The 18,141-nt window shown below is 72.0% G+C and carries 18 protein-coding genes; 9 read left to right on the forward strand and 9 right to left on the reverse strand.

What is annotated here, in order from left to right; all coding sequences use genetic code 11:
- Window positions 1-2 precede the first annotated feature (2 nt).
- A complete protein-coding gene (locus ABGA99_RS03990; protein WP_347582153.1) occupies window positions 3-1,805 on the reverse strand; it encodes a serine hydrolase in 1,803 nt (600 codons plus the stop codon).
- A 169-nt stretch (window positions 1,806-1,974) separates the two neighbouring features.
- On the opposite strand from ABGA99_RS03990, the gene ABGA99_RS03995 reads away from it, so the two are divergent.
- Both ABGA99_RS03995 and ABGA99_RS04000 read left to right on the forward strand, forming a co-directional pair.
- On the forward strand, window positions 1,975-2,856 hold the full coding sequence (locus ABGA99_RS03995; RefSeq protein ID WP_347582154.1) for a helix-turn-helix transcriptional regulator: 882 nt from the start codon (window positions 1,975-1,977) through the stop codon (window positions 2,854-2,856).
- The gene (locus ABGA99_RS04000; RefSeq protein WP_347582155.1) at window positions 2,828-3,025 is read left to right on the forward strand and encodes a DUF397 domain-containing protein; all 198 of its coding nucleotides are present in this window, start codon (window positions 2,828-2,830) and stop codon (window positions 3,023-3,025) included. The genes ABGA99_RS03995 and ABGA99_RS04000 overlap by 29 nt, the downstream gene beginning before the upstream one ends.
- Before the next feature lie 45 nt (window positions 3,026-3,070).
- Here ABGA99_RS04000 and ABGA99_RS04005 read toward each other — a convergent pair whose 3' ends face one another.
- The gene (locus tag ABGA99_RS04005; protein WP_347577012.1) at window positions 3,071-3,439 is read right to left on the reverse strand and encodes a VOC family protein; all 369 of its coding nucleotides are present in this window, start codon (window positions 3,437-3,439) and stop codon (window positions 3,071-3,073) included.
- A gap of 9 nt (window positions 3,440-3,448) precedes the next feature.
- Window positions 3,449-4,189, reverse strand: a complete 741-nt coding sequence (locus ABGA99_RS04010) for a cytidylate kinase family protein (RefSeq protein WP_347582156.1) — start codon at window positions 4,187-4,189, stop codon at window positions 3,449-3,451.
- Window positions 4,190-4,364: 175 nt separating this feature from the next.
- Here ABGA99_RS04010 and ABGA99_RS04015 point away from each other — a divergent pair, with 175 nt between their 5' ends.
- Window positions 4,365-5,030, forward strand: coding sequence for an HAD family hydrolase (locus ABGA99_RS04015; RefSeq protein WP_347582157.1), 666 nt, complete (start codon window positions 4,365-4,367; stop codon window positions 5,028-5,030).
- Window positions 5,031-5,364: 334 nt separating this feature from the next.
- Here the strand turns inward: ABGA99_RS04015 and ABGA99_RS04020 are convergent, their stop codons facing one another.
- Entirely contained in the window at window positions 5,365-5,613 is a 249-nt protein-coding gene (locus ABGA99_RS04020; RefSeq protein ID WP_347577046.1) for an SCO4226 family nickel-binding protein, read from the reverse strand.
- A 342-nt stretch (window positions 5,614-5,955) separates the two neighbouring features.
- Here ABGA99_RS04020 and ABGA99_RS04025 point away from each other — a divergent pair, with 342 nt between their 5' ends.
- Window positions 5,956-6,750, forward strand: a complete 795-nt coding sequence (locus tag ABGA99_RS04025; protein ID WP_347582158.1) for a hypothetical protein — start codon at window positions 5,956-5,958, stop codon at window positions 6,748-6,750.
- A 105-nt stretch (window positions 6,751-6,855) separates the two neighbouring features.
- Here ABGA99_RS04025 and ABGA99_RS04030 read toward each other — a convergent pair whose 3' ends face one another.
- Complete coding sequence (locus tag ABGA99_RS04030; RefSeq protein WP_347577016.1) at window positions 6,856-7,053, reverse strand: hypothetical protein; 198 nt, start codon at window positions 7,051-7,053, stop codon at window positions 6,856-6,858.
- A gap of 253 nt (window positions 7,054-7,306) precedes the next feature.
- Here ABGA99_RS04030 and ABGA99_RS04035 point away from each other — a divergent pair, with 253 nt between their 5' ends.
- Both ABGA99_RS04035 and ABGA99_RS04040 read left to right on the forward strand, forming a co-directional pair.
- Window positions 7,307-8,149: an endonuclease/exonuclease/phosphatase family protein gene (locus ABGA99_RS04035; RefSeq protein WP_347582159.1), complete on the forward strand. Its 843-nt coding sequence runs from the start codon at window positions 7,307-7,309 to the stop codon at window positions 8,147-8,149.
- A 114-nt stretch (window positions 8,150-8,263) separates the two neighbouring features.
- The gene (locus ABGA99_RS04040) at window positions 8,264-8,503 is read left to right on the forward strand and encodes a DUF397 domain-containing protein (RefSeq protein ID WP_027757485.1); all 240 of its coding nucleotides are present in this window, start codon (window positions 8,264-8,266) and stop codon (window positions 8,501-8,503) included.
- A gap of 93 nt (window positions 8,504-8,596) precedes the next feature.
- On the opposite strand, the gene ABGA99_RS04045 is transcribed toward ABGA99_RS04040, so the two are convergent.
- Entirely contained in the window at window positions 8,597-9,313 is a 717-nt protein-coding gene (locus ABGA99_RS04045) for a leucine-rich repeat domain-containing protein (RefSeq protein ID WP_347582224.1), read from the reverse strand.
- 8 nt (window positions 9,314-9,321) lie between these two features.
- Window positions 9,322-10,074, reverse strand: coding sequence for a maleylpyruvate isomerase family mycothiol-dependent enzyme (locus ABGA99_RS04050; protein ID WP_347577018.1), 753 nt, complete (start codon window positions 10,072-10,074; stop codon window positions 9,322-9,324).
- Between the two features lie 140 nt (window positions 10,075-10,214).
- Here ABGA99_RS04050 and ABGA99_RS04055 point away from each other — a divergent pair, with 140 nt between their 5' ends.
- Together ABGA99_RS04055 and ABGA99_RS04060 are read left to right on the forward strand one after the other, a co-directional pair.
- Complete coding sequence (locus tag ABGA99_RS04055) at window positions 10,215-10,718, forward strand: hypothetical protein (RefSeq protein ID WP_326794563.1); 504 nt, start codon at window positions 10,215-10,217, stop codon at window positions 10,716-10,718.
- Between the two features lie 162 nt (window positions 10,719-10,880).
- On the forward strand, window positions 10,881-13,163 hold the full coding sequence (locus ABGA99_RS04060) for a glycoside hydrolase family 95 protein (RefSeq protein ID WP_347582160.1): 2,283 nt from the start codon (window positions 10,881-10,883) through the stop codon (window positions 13,161-13,163).
- On the opposite strand, the gene ABGA99_RS04065 is transcribed toward ABGA99_RS04060, so the two are convergent.
- Window positions 13,148-15,034, reverse strand: a complete 1,887-nt coding sequence (locus ABGA99_RS04065; protein ID WP_347582161.1) for an N-acetylmuramoyl-L-alanine amidase — start codon at window positions 15,032-15,034, stop codon at window positions 13,148-13,150. The two genes, ABGA99_RS04060 and ABGA99_RS04065, sit on opposite strands and share 16 nt — an antisense overlap.
- A 163-nt stretch (window positions 15,035-15,197) precedes the next feature.
- Window positions 15,198-16,319, reverse strand: a complete 1,122-nt coding sequence (locus ABGA99_RS04070; RefSeq protein WP_347577021.1) for an aminoglycoside phosphotransferase family protein — start codon at window positions 16,317-16,319, stop codon at window positions 15,198-15,200.
- Window positions 16,320-16,630: 311 nt separating this feature from the next.
- Between ABGA99_RS04070 and ABGA99_RS04075 the strand changes: the two genes are divergently transcribed.
- Window positions 16,631-18,103, forward strand: a complete 1,473-nt coding sequence (locus ABGA99_RS04075) for a hypothetical protein (protein ID WP_347577022.1) — start codon at window positions 16,631-16,633, stop codon at window positions 18,101-18,103.
- The last annotated feature ends 38 nt before the right edge of the window (window positions 18,104-18,141 follow it).

Raw genomic sequence — 18,141 nt, forward strand, 5'->3', positions numbered from 1 at the left:
GCTCAGTCCGCCGACGCCGCCCAGCCGTCCAGCTCCACCCGCTCCGCGTCGCCCCGCCGCCCGTCGTCGAACAGCACCCGGTGCCCGTCCGTCACCCGTACGTCGTCCACGTACACCCCGCGACCCACGTACTGCCGGTCCGTCACATACCGCCACCGCAGCCACACCGGCCGCCCGCGCCACGTGCCCAGCTCCGCCGACGCCCGGTGCCACACCCGCCCGGACCACCCGTCCGCCGTGCCCTCCGCGTGCTGCTGCACGCCCCCGCCGCGCAGGCGGCGGCTCGTGAACGGCACCGGCTCCCACGTCCCGCCGTCGTCCGCCGACGCCTCCAGGTAGACCTTGTCCCACTGCGGCTCGGTGTCCCACCACAGGGCGAACTCCAGCGCCGCCCGCGCGTCCCGCACCGTCACTTCGGGCAGCGTGAGGGTCGAGGTCTTCTGATTCGCCATCCCGCTGAACCACGCGGTACGCCCGTCCTCCGGCCGTACGGCCACCGCACGCGCCAGGTTCTTCCCCGCCGCCACCCGCGGCGCGCTGCCGCTGCGCCAGCTGCGCACCGGATGGACGGAGTTGCCGAGGAGAACGAGGAAGGTGTCGGTCGTCGGGTCGACGACCAGCGCCGTGCCGGTGAAGCCCGTGTGCCCGGCGGACTCCGGCGTGGCCATGGCGCCCATGAACCAGTGCTGGTACAGCTCGAAGCCGAGCCCGTGCTCATCGCCCGGGAAGTCGGTGTTGAAGTCGGTGAACATCAGCTCCACCGACTCCCGCTCCAGGATCCGCGTCCGCCCGTACGCCCCGCCGTTCAGCAGGGTCCGGCAGAGGATCGCCAGATCCCACGCGGTGGAGAACAGCCCGGCGTGCCCGGCGACCCCGCCGAAGGAGTACGCGTTCTCGTCGTGCACCTCCCCCCGCACCATCCCCCGGTCGAGCCCCGACCACGGCTTGCGCGCGTCCTCGGTGGCGGCGATGCGGGGAAGCCATGAGGCGGGCGGGTTGTAGCGCGTGTGGTCCAGGCCGAGGGGACCGGTGATGTCGTCGGCGAGGAGGCGGTCGAGGGACTTCCCCGTGATCTTCTCCAGCACGAGCTGGAGGCTGATCAGGTTGAGGTCGGAGTAGAGGTATGTGGTCCCCGGCGGGTTGACCGGCGCTTCCCGCCACAGCCGCGCGAGCTTGGCCTCCCACGTCGGCTCGGCGTACAGCGGGATCCAGGAGGCGAACCCGGAGGTGTGCGTCAGTAGTTGAAGGATGGTGATGTCCTGCTTGCCCGCGGCGCCGAACTCGGGGAGGTAGGAGGCCACAGGCGCTTCGAGGGTGAGAGCACCGCGCTCGATCTGCTGCACGGCCAGGAGAGAGGTGAAGAGCTTGGAGACGGAAGCGAGGTCGAAGACGGTGTCCATCGACATGTCGACCTGCTGCTCCGGCGGCAGCTCGACACCGGTGTCGGTCGCCTCGTCGTACCGCTCGTAGCGCACGGCCTTCCCGATCGCCCGCTCCAGCGCGACCGTCCGCCCCCGCCCGGCGAGAATGACCGCCCCCGCGTACCACGGGTACTTCGGCGACGGCCCGAGGAACGTCTCGGCGTCGGCCACCAGTTGCCGCAGATGCGGCTCCAGCAGCCCGGCCCGCGAGCCGCTGCCGCGCTGCAGCACGGGCGCGCCGCCGGACGATGCCTGGGCGGCGTGAGCGGGGAGTCCCGTGGAACCGGGGACCACGAAGAGCGCACCTCCACTAGCAAGTACACCGGCGGCGAAGCGCCGCCGGCCCAACTGATCCCAACTTCTGCCAGACGGTGCATCCGTCATGATTCCGACCCCTCCTGAAAGAATCCTTCCGGGCGCGGCACGAACGGTGAAACTTTCTTCCAGGGGTCTGGTGCTGTCAAGACCACCGCACAGTGATGGTTGTACGCGCCTCACATGGCCTATCGGAAGTACCGCGTGATCTGTAGTCGCTACTGTCCGTTGTCAACCGATGACACAGGAGGTACTGGCGGTGGCGAACTCCGACCAGCGGTGGGTACGGCAGGATCCGTCCCAGTCCACGCGGGCGTTCTTCGGCGACGAACTCCGGTACTACCGGGAGGCCGCAGGGCTCAGTGCGAAACAACTCGGGGACATGCTGTTCATCAGCACGTCCATGGTGACCCACATGGAGTCGGGTCGGCGGCGGATGCAGCCGGAGATCGCCGAACTGGCGGACCGGGTGCTGGAGACGAACGGGTTCTTCGCCCGGCGATGCAACGACGCGAGGCCGGCGGGAATCGCGAACCACTTCACGGAGGCGTACGACGCGGAGCAGCGGGCGGTACGGATCAGGGAGTTCTCGGCGTTGCTGGTGCCGGGGTTGCTGCAGACGGAGGGGTACGCACGGGCGGTGTTCCGGGCGTCGCACCCGGTGCGGCCGGAAGACGAGATGGACTACTTGGTGCGGGCTCGCCTCGTGCGCGCACGGATCCTCGACAACCCCAGGACTCCCGAGTACGAGGTCCTTTTCGATGAATCTGTACTCCACCGACCCGTCGGGGGCCGACCCGTGATGGCCGCGCAACTGCGGCATCTGGCGAGCCTGATCCGCAACCACCGAGTGCGTGTACACGTCTTGCCGTACGCGATCGGAGGTCACGCGGCGCTCACCGGTCCACTCCGCCTCCTCACCTGCATGGATGAGCCTCCCATGGCGTACGTGGAAGGTTTGTCGAGCGGAAGGCTCCTGGACGAGCCCGTGGTCGTGGCTCACCATGAGGAGGTCTACGCACGGCTGTTGGTCGAAGCCTGGCCGTGCAAAGCCTCCCTGGAGCGGATCGAATCCGCGGCGAAGGAGCTGGATGACCACCCAAGACTGGCGCAAGAGTAGCCACAGTGGCGGCGACGGGGGTAACTGCGTCGAGGTGCACGACGGCCACCCCGACCGCATGTGCGTCCGCGACAGCAAGAACCCCCTGGGCCCACAGCTCGCCTTCACCTCCGACGGCTGGACCGCGTTCGTGTCCGCCGTCAAGACCGGCGAGTTCGGCGACGTCTGAGACCGAGGCGGGTGGCTGCTACCCGGCCACCCGCCCGGCGCCTTCTCACTCCGGTACGAGGCAGAACGGATGGCCGGCCGGGTCCTCGTAGACGCCCCAATCGCCCTCGTCCCGCAGGACCTTCGCGCCGTTGGCCAGCGCATCGCGCTCGGCCGCCGCGACGTCGTCCACGGCGATGTCGAGGTGGAACTGCTGCGGGTGGGCGGGGTCCGGCCAGCGCGGCGGCCGGTGGTCGTGGGCCCGCTGGAAGCCCAGCACCCCGCCGTCCGGCAGGTGCAACGTGGACCAGTCGTCGTCGAGGGACCACCGCGGGTCCGTCCGGTCGACCTCGCCGCCGAGAAGGGCTTGGTAGAACGCGGCGAGCTCACGGGGCCGCGGACAGTCCAGCACGGTGCACTGCAAACTGCGCGTCATCCTCCGACTCTATAAGCCCGTGTCTCCTTGATCGGCCTTCAGGAACGCGGAGCCGTGGATCGGTGAGTGCGGTCGGACTTCCCAGGTCGGCCGGTCGATGTGATCGTTGTACACGATGATGTCGGCGTGGTCGGTCGGACGGGCTGTGGCGAAGTAGAGCTGCTGGGCGGGGATATAGCGGTCGTTCCAGGACCGATCGATGATTTCTGCGTCGACGGTGGATTCCCGGTCCCGGGCACGCTCTACCGTCTGCTCGAAGGGGACGGACACGAAGATGCGCAGGTCCCACCGGTCGATGAGTTCCGGGCGCAGGAGGAAGACCCCGTCGAAGAGCAGCACGGCGTCTGCGGGGACGGTCGTGGCCGGTGGGGACGCGGGGGAGTCGGTGTCCCTGTCGTAGACCGCGTGCCGGAACCTCAGGTCTCCGCCTGGGCCCAGCGGGTCGAGCAGGAGCCGGCACAGCGCGGCGTGGTCGTGGGCGTCGAAGTAGCAGCCTTCGGCCGAGTACCGGCCGCGCCGGTAGCGCTGCGCACGGGGGACCAGGAAGTCGTCGATCGTCGCGCGGACGACGTCGCGGCCCTCCGCGCGCAGGACGGCGGCAAGCTCGTCGGCCAGCGTGGTCTTCCCGGCGGCGGGCGGCCCGTCGACGGCAACCCTCAGCGGATGCGCGATCGCGACGGACCTGATCGCCTCGCCCAGCCGACTGATGAACCTGCCCCGGGCACCTCGGCCCCTTGTTGCCTCTCTCACGGTGTCCCTGTCTAGCACCACCCTTGTCCGTTCACACAGTGCCCTCGAATGTCCGGCCACGACAGCATTGGTGGCGTAGTCCCACCCTCAAGGCGACCCGGCACCGGTCGAACGCAGCCAGTGTCCGCGAAGTGGCCCTGGCGTCGAACGGGACCAGGGGCCAGGGTCTTGAGCCATGCGTGCAGTCGTCTTCGATATGGACGGGACGCTCGTGGACAGCGTCCCCACGGTGTCCCGGGCATACGCCGACGCGATTCAATCGCTCGGCGGCCCGCCGGTGACGCCGGACGAGGTGGTCGCCGGCTGGCATGTCGGCCACACGGAGCTGGTTCTGGCGCACTTTCTCGGCCGCGCATGCGGCCCCGCCGAGGTCGAACGCTTCCACGCGCACCTGGACCCGGCGATCGCCGGGCTGCGCCCTTTCCCCGGCATCCCGGCCCTGCTCGACGACCTCACCGACGCGGGCCTGCGGCTCGGCGTGTTCACGGCGGCCACGCGGCGCGTGGCCACGAGCATGCTCGCTGCCGCCGGGATCGACATGCGGTTCGAGGTGGTCGTCGCCGGTGATGAGGTGGACCGGCCCAAGCCCGCGCCGGACGGGCTGTTGCTGGCCGAGCGGCGGCTCGGAGTTCCGGCCGAGGCGACCGCATACGTGGGCGACGCCGAAGTGGACCTCGGCTGCGCCCGCGCGGCAGGGTCGCAGGGCGTGCACGCCGCCTGGGGCGCACGCTCCGGTGTCCGTGTGGGAGCTCACCTGGTCGCCGTGCGTCCGCACGATCTGGTGCCCGTGCTGGCGCCGCCCGGCGGGCACACCGTCAGCCCTGTCATAGCCACTTCTTGATCACCGCGACCAGCACGGCCGCGTCATAGCGGACGGCAAGCCCGTCGTATCCGGTGGCAGCGCCGACAACACGTCGTGCACTCCGGCCCACGGCCGATACCACTCGGGGACATCTCGCCACGGCGCTGGATCGCCCCACCCGGCGACCGCGACCCCTTGCCTGTCTGCGCGGCCTCTTAAAGCCCGCGTATAAGCGGATTGCGGTGAACACTCTCGGGCGGCTTTCCGGCCGGGAGCGTTTCGTTTTCGGAACTCGTAAGACGATCTACACCGGGATCACCTGGCAGTGAGCCTTTTCCTGAACTGTGCGCGTATCTCCGCGCCGGGCACGGTGTCAGGCCGTGAGCGGCACCGGATGGATCTCGTCCGCCGGATGGCCGGCGCGCTCGTGAATGCGCCTCACCGCCTCCGCCGACGGCGCCTCCGACAGGCAGTAGGCCACGCCGGACTCGGGGTCCGCCCAGGCTTGCTTGAAGTGCACCCGCTCCTCGGCCTCGATGGCCCGGTCCGCGAGGTGCGCTTCCCGCAGTTGCTCGCTCGTGATCCCCTTCATTCCGTGGTGAACGTCCATGAACTCGGCCATGATCATGCACCTCCTGATCGCCGGTACCTCCATACTGCACCCGGCATCGGCAGCGCACCTGATGAGCGACTGAGCGTCACCGATCGAGCATCCAGGGTGGTCGAAACGGAGAGGTCGGCCCGAGCGGTCATCGGGTACGCGGCGTCGTGTGGAGTCCGCCGTCACGCTTCGGGTCCGGAAGAGGAGTCCTGGGGCGGGCTCCGCCGCACCGTGCGTGCCCTTCGGGTGAGGTGACAGACCCGTGTCCGCCTGCCGCCCGGCGAGGCGGCGATCCCTCCGCTGCGCGCTTCGCGACAATAACCTGGAAGACATCTGATTCCAGGCGAAAGGTGTGGACGCGGCATGGCCGACGGCCGGCTCAACCTCACCATGGTCGACACCGCGCGGGTGCCCCCGATGCTGGCCCTGACGGCCCTGGTGGTCACCTTCCTCGTCACCCGTGGCATCACCCGCATGATCCGCGCCGGCCGGGGACCGTTCCGGAACGTCGACCCCGGCGGGATGCACATCCACCACGTGGTGCCGGGGGTCGTTCTCATGGTGATCGGGGGCTTCGGCGCGGTCTTCGTGGAGGGAGGCGTGGTCGCCGAGTCCGTGGTCGCCGTCGTGTTCGGCATGGGCACGGGTCTGGTGCTCGACGAGTTCGCCCTGATCGTCCACCTGCACGACGTCTACTGGAGCGAGCAGGGCCGCGCCTCGGTCGAGGTCACCGTGCTGACGGCCGTGGTCGTCGGCATGGTGCTGATCGGCTCGTCCCCCTTCGACGTGGACGACCAAGGAGGACTGCACGAGCAGGGGGCGCTCCTGTGGTCGGTCAATCTCATCATCGGCGCCCTCATCGCCGTGGTCTCCTTCGCCAAGGGCAAGTTCCGCATGGGCGTGCTCGGCGTGGTCATCCCCCTGGTCGGAGCGGTCGGCGCGATCCGCCTGGCCCGTCCCCAATCGCCCTGGGCGCACCGCTTCTACACCCGCCGGCCGCACAAGCTCGCCCGCGCCACCCGCCGCGCGGCCCGTCACGACGCCCGCTGGAGTGGCCTGCGCACCCGCTTCCAGAACGCCATCGCCGGCGCCCCCGGCCAGCCCCAGCAGCAGGACCGGGACCGGGACCGGGACGACTCTCCTCCGCCGCCCGAGTGATCCTCGGTGGGAGGATCTTCTGGTGTTCGCCGGAGTGGACAGGCCGGGGCTTCACTGAGCTGTCAGCCCAACGCCCCCTCACCCGCACGAGGTTGGAAGAGGCTCTCACCCGCCCAGTGCCCGCCGCAGGCGGCGGGCCTCGCTCGGGGTGAGGTGGGGGTCGGCCAGGCGGGCGGGGAGGGCGTGGAGGTAGCCGGGGGCGGGGTCCGTGGGGGTCGTGCGGAGGAGGGTGCGCAGCAGGACGCGCAGACAGAGGGCTTCCGGCGGGTTGAGTTCGACGCCTCGCAGGATGCACACCGTCATCGCCACGTCGCACGCAGGGGCGCCCGTGGCCGCGTTGGTCCAATCGATGACGTACGGGCAGCCGGGCCTCCGCCTCGGCCCTCCGTACGCGCCCCGCCCGGTAGCGTCTCAGCACCCGGCCGTCGAGCAGCGCGTACACGTCCGCGTCCCGTCCGCGTCCGATCAGCTCCATCCCCGCGACTCTCGCACATCATTCCGGTCCCGTAGAGATAGCCTCTGATCCACAGTCGGCCGGTGGTTGGGATACGAACGCATGATCCGCGTCATGACCTGGAATCTCTGGTGGCGCTTCGGGCCGTGGCAGGAACGGAGCAAGGCCATCCTCAAGACCCTCCGCGACGCCCGCCCCGACGTCGTCGGACTGCAGGAGGTCTGGGGTCAGGGCGATGACAACATCGCCGGGTGGCTCGCCAAGGAGCTGGGCATGCACTGGGCCTGGGCCCCCTCGCCCGAACCCGGTCGCTGGCAGCGGCGTATCGACGATCCCACGGTCGACGTCGGCAACGCGGTACTCAGCCGCTGGCCGATCACCGAGCGGGAGAGCATCGTGCTGCCCCCGGGCGAGGAGGGGCCGGACGGCCAGCAAGCGCTGTATACGCGCGTGGCCGCGCCGAGCGGTGTGGAGGTGCCGTTCTTCACCACGCACCTGCTCTCCCACCCCTACGCCTCCGCCACCCGTTGTGCGCAGGTCTCGGCGCTCGCCCGCTTCGTCCACGAGCGGCGCGGCGACGGCGACTTCCCGCCCGTGGTCACCGGCGACTTCAACGCCGAGCCCGACTCCGACGAGATGCGGCTGCTGTCCGGTACGAAGACCGCGCCCGCCGTGCGCGGGCAGGTGCTCTACGACGCCTGGCGCTACGCCCGCCCGGGGGCCGCCGGGCAGACGTGGGATCTGGCCAACCCGCATGCGGCGCGGATACTGGAGTGGGACACGCGGATCGACTACGTGCTGGTGGGGCCGCCCGGCCCGGTGGGGGAGGGGCATGTACGGAACGTGCGGCGGGCGGGGGACGGGCCCGTCGACGGGGTCTGGCCGTCGGACCACTGCGCGGTCGTCGCGGACCTGGCCACGGAGGCCGACGGACTCGGCGGCTGAACCCCCGTTCCACCGGCCTCTACCACCTTTCCCGTCCCTCTATCGTGGCCTGTTCCGTCGCCCGTCGTCGTGGATACCCTGGCTGCGGACGACGCTCACCGGGAGGAGCAGGACGTGGCCAACAGCACCACTCAGCAGCCGGCGGCGGGCAGCGGGAAACCGCAGCTCGATCTGACAGGCGCCACGTGGCAGTCGAGCAGCCAGGGGGTAGGGGACGTCGAGATCGCGTTCGTCGAGGGATACATCGCCATGCGCGACGGGCGGAACCCGGAAGGGCCCGCGTTGATCTTCACCCCGGGGGAGTGGCGTGCCTTCGTCCTCGGTGCCCGCGACGGCGAGTTCGACCTGACGTGACCGACCCGGCGTGACCTGGCCGGCACCCCCGGCTGCCGGATCCGGGACCACCGGGGTGACCCGACCCGTCCGTCACGCCGGCGGTCCCGCCCGTCACACCAGCACGACGCAGCCCCGCTCGCGCAACGCGACGAGCGGGGCTTCGGTGCCTTCGACCTCGTTCCAGCGCAGATCCAGCTTCTCCAGCGCGGGCATGTGCGCCACCCACGGCGGGACGGCGCGGATCCGGTTGGCGCGGAGATCCAGGCGGCGCAGCATCGGCAGTTCGGCCAGCACGTCGGGCACGTCCGTCAGCGCGTTCTCGCGCAAGTCCAGCTCGCGCAGCTCACCGAGCCCCGCCAGCGAGTCGGGCAGCCGGCCGAGCGCGTTGCCGCGCAGCCACAACTCGCGCAGGGCCGGCAGCCGCCCGATCGACTCCGGCAGGAAGACCGGCCCTCTCGTCCCGCAGTTCTGCGCGCGCAGCTCCACCAGGCCCGCCATGTCGCCCACCTCCTCGGGCAGGGCGCGCAGCGGGTTCGAGCCGACGTTCAGGTAGCTCAGCGTGTGGAGTCCGCCGAGCGCGGCGGGGAGCACGGTGAGGTGGTTGTGGTGCAGATACAGGCAGCCGCTGAGAGCCGGCAGCTCCCCGATGACCTCGGGCACCGCGACGAGTGCGTTGTGCCCGAGGTCCAGGGTGTGCAGCCGGGTCAGGGCGGCGATGTCGTCCGGGACGTGCGTGAGCGCGTTCTCCGCCAGGACGAGCACTTCGGCGTCCGTCTCCTGCCACACCTTCTCCGGTACGGCGCTGAGGCCGGCCCGCCAGAAGTTCACGACACGGGTCACGGCCAGGGACCCAGTTCGGGCAGCCGGCCGTCGAGCCGCTGGTGCGGCTGGCGGCCGGCGAGCCACGAGGCGAGATCCGTGAGCCGGCCCCTGACCACCGGCCCGCGGCCGGTGGGGTCGGCACTCGCGTCACCGGCGTCCGGGCGGGCGCCTCCGGCGCCTCCGGCGCCGAACGTGTGCCGTACGGGCCCGTCCGATTCGACCAGCGTCAGCCCCGCGGGCGCACGCGGCGCGAGGAAGTCGAAGAGGTGCAGGCACAGCTCGCGCGGCCAGGCCGCCGAGCAGGTCGCCAGTTTCGCGTCCGCGGTGTGCACCTCCAGCTCCCGCCACCAGCAGTGCAGGGCGCCCAGCAGGTCGCCGTCGCGATAGCGCACCGGGCGGTCCCAGTCCGTGTCTCCCACCGACTCCCAGACGGCCTCCGCCTCCGCCAGGGTCGCCGTGACCGCCGCGGACAACTCCGCGGCGCTTCGTACCGCACCGGCCTCGATGCCCGCGTCGCGGGCCGGCCGGCCGCCGTCGTACACCTCGATCAGCTCGCCTTTCAGGGCGTATCGCGCCTGGCGCGTCTGCGCCCGGCAGATGCCTTCGATGTGCGACAGCACGTGCGCGCGTGTCCAGCCCGGCAGTCTGGACGATCCGCGCTCTTTTCCTTCGGTGAGCTCTGCCAGCGCGATGCGCAGACGTTCGTGCCCGTCCAGCACGTACGCCCACACCTCCGGTCCCCGCAGCAAGCCCCCGGCTTCCGCCATCCGACCCCTCCTCTGTCGTCGACGGGGAGACACTACTCGCGTAGCAGCGGGTGTACGCCTCTTCCGGCAATGCCGGATCGGCCGTGCGGTGGAGGCCGCCCCGGCGGTCGGCGGTGCCGCGGGACCCGTACGATTGGTGCATGGCATTTCTCCGCCGCCGCAGCAGCGCCGCCAAGCCCGCGGGCCCGGACTTCGACGTCCTGGCCATGGACCCGGGCGACTGGCCCGGCGACCTCGGCGCCGGCCTGCTGCCCGGCCCCGACGGGAGCTGCCAGGGCGTCTTTCTGCGGTACGACCTGTTCGGTGGCCGCGGCCCGGCGATGATCATCGGGAACCTGCCCGAGGGCTCACCCGCGCGCGACGTGCCCGAGGGCCAGCCGCCCTTCGAGGTGGCGCAACTGCTGCTGGCCCTGGAGCACGAGGAGCCGGTGACCGTCACCGAGGTCGAGGACGCGCCCGTGATGCAGGGCGACAATCTGCTGATCGTGCGCCGCCTCAAGCTCTCCGAGAGCCGCGTCTCGTGCGTGCAGTTCGACCGCAGTGACCACGTGCTCGTCACCATCGCCGCGTGGGACCGGCCGATCTCCGAGGACCTGTACGCGCTGCTCAAGCCGCTGCCCGCGGAGCTGTTCCAGCAGGGCTGAGATCCGCCCCCGCCCCACCTCACCCCTCCCACCGGCAACGTCCGGCATCGCGCGGTGTCTTGTCATGCAGTCATCGGACCTCTAGCGTGACGCGTCATGACTGAGGGGATCTCACGAAGAACCACTGTCAAGTCCGCTATCGGTGCCGCAGGCGCGATAGCCATGGGAACGGCCGCCTTCTCCGGGGAGGCGTCCGCTTCTGATTCCGTTGATTCCTCCGATGAATTGAGCCTCTGGTACGACAAGCCCGCCGCCGACTGGGAGCGCGAGTCGCTGCCGCTGGGCAACGGGGCCCTGGGCGTCGGGGTGTTCGGCACGCTCGGCTCCGAGCAACTCACGCTCAACGAGAAGACCCTGTGGACCGGCGGCCCCGGCTCCCCCGGCTACGACTTCGGCAACTGGACGGAGCCGCGGCCCGGGGCACTGGAGGCGGTGCAGGACCGGATCGACGCCGAGGGGCGGCTCAGCCCCGAGACCATCGCCGCGGAGCTGGGCCAGCCCAAGCACGGCTTCGGCGCATACCAGGTGCTCGGCCACCTCCGGCTCGACCTCGCCGCCGCACCCGGCGCTCCGGACGGCTCGTACCGCCGCGGGCTCGACCTGCGGCGGGCGGTCGCCACCGTCGCGTACGAGCACGACGGCGCCCGGCATCTGCGGGAGTTCTTCGTCTCGCACCCGGACGAGGTGGCTGTGGGCCGGCTGAGCGCGGACCGGCCGGGACAGGTGGCCTTCACCCTGCGCTACACCTCCCCGCGCAACGACTACACCGCCACCGCGAGCGGCGACCGGCTGACGATCCGCGGCACGCTGCAGGACAACGGGCTGGTCTTCGAGACGCAGATCCGCCTGGTCGCCGACGGCGGCACGGTCACGGCCGGGGACGGCACGCTGACCGTGACCGGCGCCGACGCGGCCTGGTTCGTGCTGGCCGCCGGGACCGACTACGCCGACACCTACCCGGACTACCGCGCCGCCGACCCGCACGAGCGGGTCACGCGCGCCGTCGACCGGGCGGCCGGCTCCCCGTACGCGACGCTGGTGCGGCGCCATGTCGCCGACCACGGGGAGCTGTTCGACCGCGTCGCGCTGGACGTCGGCGGGCAGGTGCCGGACGTACCGACGAACGCGCTGCTGGCGGGGTACGGCAGCGGCTCGGCGGCCGACCGGGCGCTGGAGGCGCTGTTCTTCCAGTACGGGCGCTACCTGCTGATCGCCTCCTCGCGGCCCGGGTCGACGCCCGCGAATCTGCAAGGCGTGTGGAACAACGTCACCAACCCGCCGTGGAGCGCCGACTACCACGTCAACATCAATCTGCAGATGAACTACTGGCCCGCCGAGATCACCAACCTCGCCGAGACCACGCTTCCCTACGACGAGTTCGTGGAGGCCCTGCGCGCCCCCGGCCGGGTCAGCGCGCAGGAACTGTTCGGCAGCGACGGGTGGGTGGTGCACAACGAGACCAACCCGTACGGCTTCACCGGCGTGCACGACTGGGCCACCTCCTTCTGGTTCCCGGAGGCCGCGGCCTGGCTGACGCAGCAGATGTACGAGCACTACCGGTTCAGCGGCTCGACGGACTACCTGCGCAAGACCGCGTACCCGGTGATGAAGGAGGCCGCCGCGTTCTGGCTCGCGAACCTGCGGACCGACCCGCGCGACGGCAAACTCGTCGTCACCCCCAGCTACTCGCCCGAGCAGGGCGACTTCACCGCCGGGGCGTCGATGTCGCAGCAGATCGTCTACGACCTGCTCACCTCCACGCTCGAAGCCGCCCGCACCCTGGGTGACGACCGGGCGTTCCGCGGCCGGCTGGAGCAGGCCCTGCGGGACCTGGACCCGGGGCTGCGGATCGGGTCGTGGGGCCAGTTGCAGGAGTGGAAGGCGGACCTGGACGACCAGAACAACGACCACCGCCACGTCTCCCACCTCTTCGCCCTGCACCCGGGGCGGCAGATCGAGGCCGGCAGCGAGTGGGCGGAGGCGGCGAAGGTGTCGCTGACCGCGCGCGGCGACGGCGGTACGGGCTGGAGCAAGGCCTGGAAGATCAACTTCTGGGCCCGGCTCACGGACGGCGACCACGCGCACAAGATGCTGAGCGAACAGCTCAAGTCCTCCACGCTGCCCAACCTGTGGGACACCCACCCGCCATTCCAGATCGACGGCAACTTCGGCGCCACCTCCGGCATCGCGGAAATGCTGCTGCAAAGCCAGCACGGCCCCATCGAGGTCCTGCCCGCCCTCCCCGGCGCCTGGCCCTCGGGTTCGGTACGCGGCCTGCGCGCCCGCGGCGGCGCCACGCTCGACATCACCTGGGCCGAAGGGCGGGCCACCCGCATCGCCCTGCACGCCGGCCGGACGCGGCGGCTCACCCTGCGCAGCGACCTGCTCCCCGGCGGGGAGGAGATCATCAACGCCCGTGCGGGGCGCACCTACACGTTCGGCTGACCGCCGCTCCGGGGCCGCGCCACGGTCACGTCCGCCGCCTTCACGTACCCGATCCGGTGGCCCACCTGGATCTGGTGCCACAGGGTGCGGCCCCGGATCACGCGGCTCGCGGCGCCGGTCTCGTCGGTGAGGCCGGGGGCGTGGAAGTGCTCGCCCGGCATGGTGTCGCCGACGACGTAGCGCTGGCCGGGGAGCAGCTCGTACGGCAGGGGCTGAGGCTGCTTCGGCTCGACGCCCTCCGGGTACGCGGACGCCTCCGGCAGCGCGCGGCCGTAGACCCGGACGGGGCCGGCGCCCGGACGCGGGGCGAGGGTGGTGCCGTCGCCCGCGATCGCCGTGGGGGCGGCGGTGGGGTTGTGGAACCACGCCTGGCGGCCCAGGTACCAGATCGCCGTCCAGTCGCCGCGGCGGCCGGCGACGGCGAACTGCTGGCCCGTCGAGGCGCGGGCCCCGGTGTCGTTGACGCCGGTGGAGGCGGGGGCGGCGCCGTGCAGTCCGGGGTCGCCGACCAGCGGGGCGTCGGGGGCGGGGCGGGTACGGAGGCGGACGGCACCGGAGCCGTGGGACGGGCAGAGGGCGGCGGCGTCCTGGGTGCAGCCGGTGTACTGGGGGCGGTGGGCGGCGTAGTCGGGGCGGATCGTCACGACGCGGCCGTCGGTCTGCGCGGCGGGCTCCAGCGGGGCGCCGAGCAGGTCGAAGTAGTGCGCCCAGTCCCAGTACGGGCCCGGGTCGGTGTGCATCTGCGGGACCTGCTCGGCGTCGGGGGCGGGGACGTTGTCGTGGCCGAGGATGTGCTGCCGGTTCAGCGGCACGTCGTACTCGTGCGCCAGATGGCGCACCAGCCGCGCCGACGAGCGGTACATCGCCTCGGTGAACCAGGCGTCCGGGTCGGTCAGCCGCGCCTCGTGCTCCAGGCCGATGGACTGCGCGTTGACCTGCCAGTTGCCCGCGTGCCAGGCGACGTCACCGGTGCGCACGTGCTGGGCGACATGGCCGTCGGAGGAGCGCAGGGTGTAGTGCCAGGAGACGAACTCGGGGTCCAGCACGGACTGGACGGAACCGTCGTAGCCGCCCTCGGTGTCGTGCACGACGATGTAGCGGATGCGCTGGTCGTGGGGACGGCGGGCCTTGTCGTGGTTGCCGTAGTCCGGCTCGCCGTCCTTGCCGTCGTAGACCTCGTACGGCGCGGGCAGCCATTCGCAGGCCAGCTCGCGGGGGCACTCGGCCTCCTCGGGGGCGGCCCGGTGGGAGGCGGGGGCGGCCGCCGTGCGGGCGGTGGTACGGATCGTGGCGTCCGCCGGCAGCGTGACGGTCTCGCCGGAGTCGGTCGTACGGCGCACACCCGCGTGCAGCACCGCGTACACCTCGTCGGCGAACACCCGCGCCGTCGCCGCGTCCGGGGCCTGCGCGTACGCCGCCACCGCCGCGTACCACCCGGCCGCCCCGTCGGCGTGCTCAGCACCCAGCCGGCGGCCGTGGTCGGCGAGCAGCGCCGCACCGCCGCGCACGTTGGCGCCGGGGTCCGTCCGCAGCCGGGCCGCCGGGATGCCCGACAGCCGCGCCGCGCGCTGCACCGTCTGCGTACCCCGCCCGCCGCCCTCGCCCGTCGCCGCGCGCAGGTCTGTCAGGTGCATCGGCCCGTAGCCGCCCGCCACGCTCGGCGCCCCGTCGTGCGCGTCCCAGCGCGACTCCAGATACGCCACCCCCAGCAGCACGCTCTCCGGCACGCCGTACTGCCGCGCAGCCGCCGCGAACGACTCCTGGAGCGCACCGGTTCCGGAAGGCACACTGCTTGCCGCGGGCGAGCCCGCGGCGAGCAGCGGCACGAGGACGGCGGTGGCGGCGGCGCAGCGCGCGAGGCGTCCTGGCACAGGGCCCTCCGGGGTGCGTAGGCGAACGATCACCCAGCACTATCGGTTCACCTGACGGACCGTCAATCCTGTGGGCGGCGAGTCGCCGCACGTCAGGCGGTTGCGCGGGGCCGCGGGGCAAGCGGGCGGGGTGGCGCTGTCACGGCGCGCCACCCCGCCTGGCTCACCGCGTTCCGACCGCCGCCCGCACCGCGCGGCGCGCCATCTGCACGTCGTCGTGGAGCCGTCGCAGCAGCAGCCGGTGCTCCTCCCCTGCGCTCATCCCGCTGTGCACGGCGACCGGCGGCGCCGGATCCTTCATCGCCCGCTGCACGGCGGCCTCGTAGGTACGGACCTCCCGCACCAGTACGAGCATCAGGTTGACCAGGAACCCGTCCCGGTGAACCGTTCCGCCTGCCTGGGCGAGCTGGCTGATCTGCCTGCGCGCGGGCGAGCCCTCGCCCAGCACGGCCCAGAGCGTCGCCAGGTCGTACCCCGGGAGGTACCAGCCGGCCTGCTCCCAGTCGACGAGGACCGGGCCCGCGGGGGACAGCAGCACGTTCGACAGCAGCGCGTCTCCGTGGCAGAACTGCAGGTGCCCGGGGCCGATGCCGTGCAACAGCGTCTGCAGGTCGCCCATGTCGCGGTCGGTGAGCAGGCCCAGCTCGTGGTACCGGCCGAGCTGCGTGCCGTAGTCGAGCGGCGCGCCGAACGCGCCGATGGGGGGCCGCCACATCCCGATCCGTACCAGCGCGGCGAGCGTCGCGCGCACGTCGGCGTGCGGCGGGACCTCCAGCGGGTGCCGCTGGAGCGCGGCGGCGCGGCCGGGGGTGCGCTCGATGACGAGCGTGCAGCTCTCCGGGTCGGCGGCGATGAGCCGCGGCACGCGCACGGGCGGCCGGGCCCGGACGAACGTGCGGTAGGCAGCTATTTCCTGCTGCAGCTTCGCCACCCGCGCGGCCGACTGGTCCACCAGGCACTTCGCCACCGCGGTGGTCCGGCCGGTGGAGCCGACCAGCAGCACCGTGCGGCTGCTGCGGCGCAGCACCTGCACGGGGTGGAAGTCGGGGACGACCCGGTGCACCGAGTCGACCGCGGCGCGCAGGAGCGCGCCCTGCGGTCCGGTCAGGTCGAGCCGCCCGCTGACGGGGCGGCGTGCGGTCGGGGGAAGCTGTCGCAGGCGTGCGCCGGCGGCCGGTGCGCGGCCCGGGTCGAGGAACGGCGCCCCGCCGGCCGCGGTCCGGTGCGGGGCCGGGGGGCGTACCGTACGGACGGGTGCGGACACGGATGCCGATGCTGCGTACATGGGCGAGACAGATCCCTTCAGGCACGGGCCGGTTGCGCGCCGCGGGCCACCGTCCGCTGCCGTATCCTTCCCTGGTCACTCGTCCGGGTGACCGGCTGGGGGCCCGGTCCCCGGCCGTCGAGCCCGGGATATGCGGAGGGACGGTGCGGCTGGCATGTGCCCCGATCTCCGGGGCCGGTTGGCGCAGTCATAGCCCACACCGCTATACGGGTGGCACACCATCTGGCGCACCCTGGCGAACCCTGGCGAATGCTCGCCGGGCCTTCGGCCCGTCGGTACTGTCAAGTGAGCCGAGACCCTGGGGGCTTGACGTGAGCAAGGAACCCAACACCAGGCTCGCCGACCTGTTCGGGATGACCGGCTGGTCGAAGGGCGAGCTGGCGAGGCTGGTCAATCGGCAGGCGGCGGCCACCGGCCACCCCCAGCTTGCGACCGACACCTCGCGGGTGCGGCGCTGGATCGAGACGGGCGAGATCCCGCGCGAGCCGGTGCCCAAGGTGCTGGCGGTCCTGTTCACCGAGCGACTCGGCCGTGTCGTGACCACCGAGGATCTCGGGTTCGAACGGGCCGGAGGGCCCGGGCGGGTCAGGCGGCAGTCCGATGACGCACTGCCCTGGGCACCCGAGCGGACGGCCGAGGTCCTCACCGAATTCACGGGAATGGACCTCATGCTCAATCGACGCGGCCTGGTGGGCGCGGGAACGGCGCTCGCGGCCGGCTCCGCCCTGACCAGTTCCCTGCACGAGTGGCTGCACGCCGAGCCCGTCGCCCCGGGCACCGCCGCCGGAAGCGGCCCTCTCGCCGTCGAACCGGCGCGCTACGGCAGATATGAGGCGACGCCGGTCGGCGCTCAGGAAGTCGACGCGCTGGAACGTTCCGTCGAGGTGTTCCGCGCCTGGGACGCCGAGCGCGGCGGCGGCCTGCAGCGCAAGGCCGTCGTCGGCCAGCTCAACGAGGTCGGCGGCATGCTCGCGTACCGGCACCCGGAGCCGCTGCAGAGCAGGCTGTGGGGCGTCGCGGCGAACCTCGCCGTACTGGCCGGCTGGATGTCGCACGACGTGGGCCTGGAGCCCACCGCCCAGCGGTACTTCGTCATCGCGGCCCACGCCGCGCGCGAGGGCGGCGACCGGCCGCGCGCCGCGGAGGCGCTGTCGCGCGCCGCCCGCCAGATGATCCACCTGGGCCGGCCGGACGACGCGCTGGAGCTGATCGGGCTGGCCAAGTCCGGGACGGGGCCCGGGACTCACCCGCGTACCCGCTCGATGCTCCACACCGTCGAGGCGTGGGCGCAGGCGGCGAAGGGCCGCACGGGCGCCGTGCAGCGCACGCTGGGCGAGGCGGAGGACCTGTTCGCCGCCGACCGCGGAGACGTGGCGGCGCCCACCTGGATACAGCTCTTCGACGAGGCCGACCTGCACGGCATGCAGGCGCTGGCCTACCGCACGCTCGCCGAACACGACCCCTCCGCGGCCCTGCGCGCGCGCGAGCACGGCGAACTGGCCCTCGCCAAGCGGCCGGACGGACGCCAGCGCTCCCAGATCCTGGACTACGTGTCCCTGGCCGCGGCCGGCTTCCTCGGAGACGACCCGGACCGGGGCGACGGCTACGCCCGGCTCGCGCTGGCGCGTATCGGCGAGAACTCCTCGCACCGCACCTGGGACCGGTTACGGGAGACGTACCGGCTGACCGCGCCGTTCTCCGACGATCCGGTGGTCAAGGAGCTGCGCGACGAGATCAAGGACACGCTGGCCAGGGCGCCGAAAGGGCGCACGAGCCCCATCTGACGGCGGCTTCGGCTCTGCCGGAGGCCGTCGTACGGGGA

The organism is Streptomyces sp. B5E4 (assembly GCF_039871555.1).
Lineage (GTDB): Bacteria > Actinomycetota > Actinomycetes > Streptomycetales > Streptomycetaceae > Streptomyces.

Excerpts from the sequence above, each read along its gene's own strand:
- ABGA99_RS03990 (WP_347582153.1), bottom strand. The coding sequence starts at position 1,805 with ATGACGGATGCACCGTCTGGCAGAAGTTGGGATCAGTTGGGCCGGCGG.
- ABGA99_RS03995 (WP_347582154.1), top strand. The coding sequence starts at position 1,975 with ATGACACAGGAGGTACTGGCGGTGGCGAACTCCGACCAGCGGTGGGTA.
- ABGA99_RS04000 (WP_347582155.1), top strand. The coding sequence starts at position 2,828 with ATGACCACCCAAGACTGGCGCAAGAGTAGCCACAGTGGCGGCGACGGG.
- ABGA99_RS04005 (WP_347577012.1), bottom strand. The coding sequence starts at position 3,439 with ATGACGCGCAGTTTGCAGTGCACCGTGCTGGACTGTCCGCGGCCCCGT.
- ABGA99_RS04015 (WP_347582157.1), top strand. The coding sequence starts at position 4,365 with ATGCGTGCAGTCGTCTTCGATATGGACGGGACGCTCGTGGACAGCGTC.
- ABGA99_RS04020 (WP_347577046.1), bottom strand. The coding sequence starts at position 5,613 with ATGGCCGAGTTCATGGACGTTCACCACGGAATGAAGGGGATCACGAGC.
- ABGA99_RS04025 (WP_347582158.1), top strand. The coding sequence starts at position 5,956 with ATGGCCGACGGCCGGCTCAACCTCACCATGGTCGACACCGCGCGGGTG.
- ABGA99_RS04030 (WP_347577016.1), bottom strand. The coding sequence starts at position 7,053 with ATGACGGTGTGCATCCTGCGAGGCGTCGAACTCAACCCGCCGGAAGCC.
- ABGA99_RS04035 (WP_347582159.1), top strand. The coding sequence starts at position 7,307 with ATGATCCGCGTCATGACCTGGAATCTCTGGTGGCGCTTCGGGCCGTGG.
- ABGA99_RS04050 (WP_347577018.1), bottom strand. The coding sequence starts at position 10,074 with ATGGCGGAAGCCGGGGGCTTGCTGCGGGGACCGGAGGTGTGGGCGTAC.
- ABGA99_RS04055 (WP_326794563.1), top strand. The coding sequence starts at position 10,215 with ATGGCATTTCTCCGCCGCCGCAGCAGCGCCGCCAAGCCCGCGGGCCCG.
- ABGA99_RS04060 (WP_347582160.1), top strand. The coding sequence starts at position 10,881 with ATGGGAACGGCCGCCTTCTCCGGGGAGGCGTCCGCTTCTGATTCCGTT.
- ABGA99_RS04070 (WP_347577021.1), bottom strand. The coding sequence starts at position 16,319 with ATGTACGCAGCATCGGCATCCGTGTCCGCACCCGTCCGTACGGTACGC.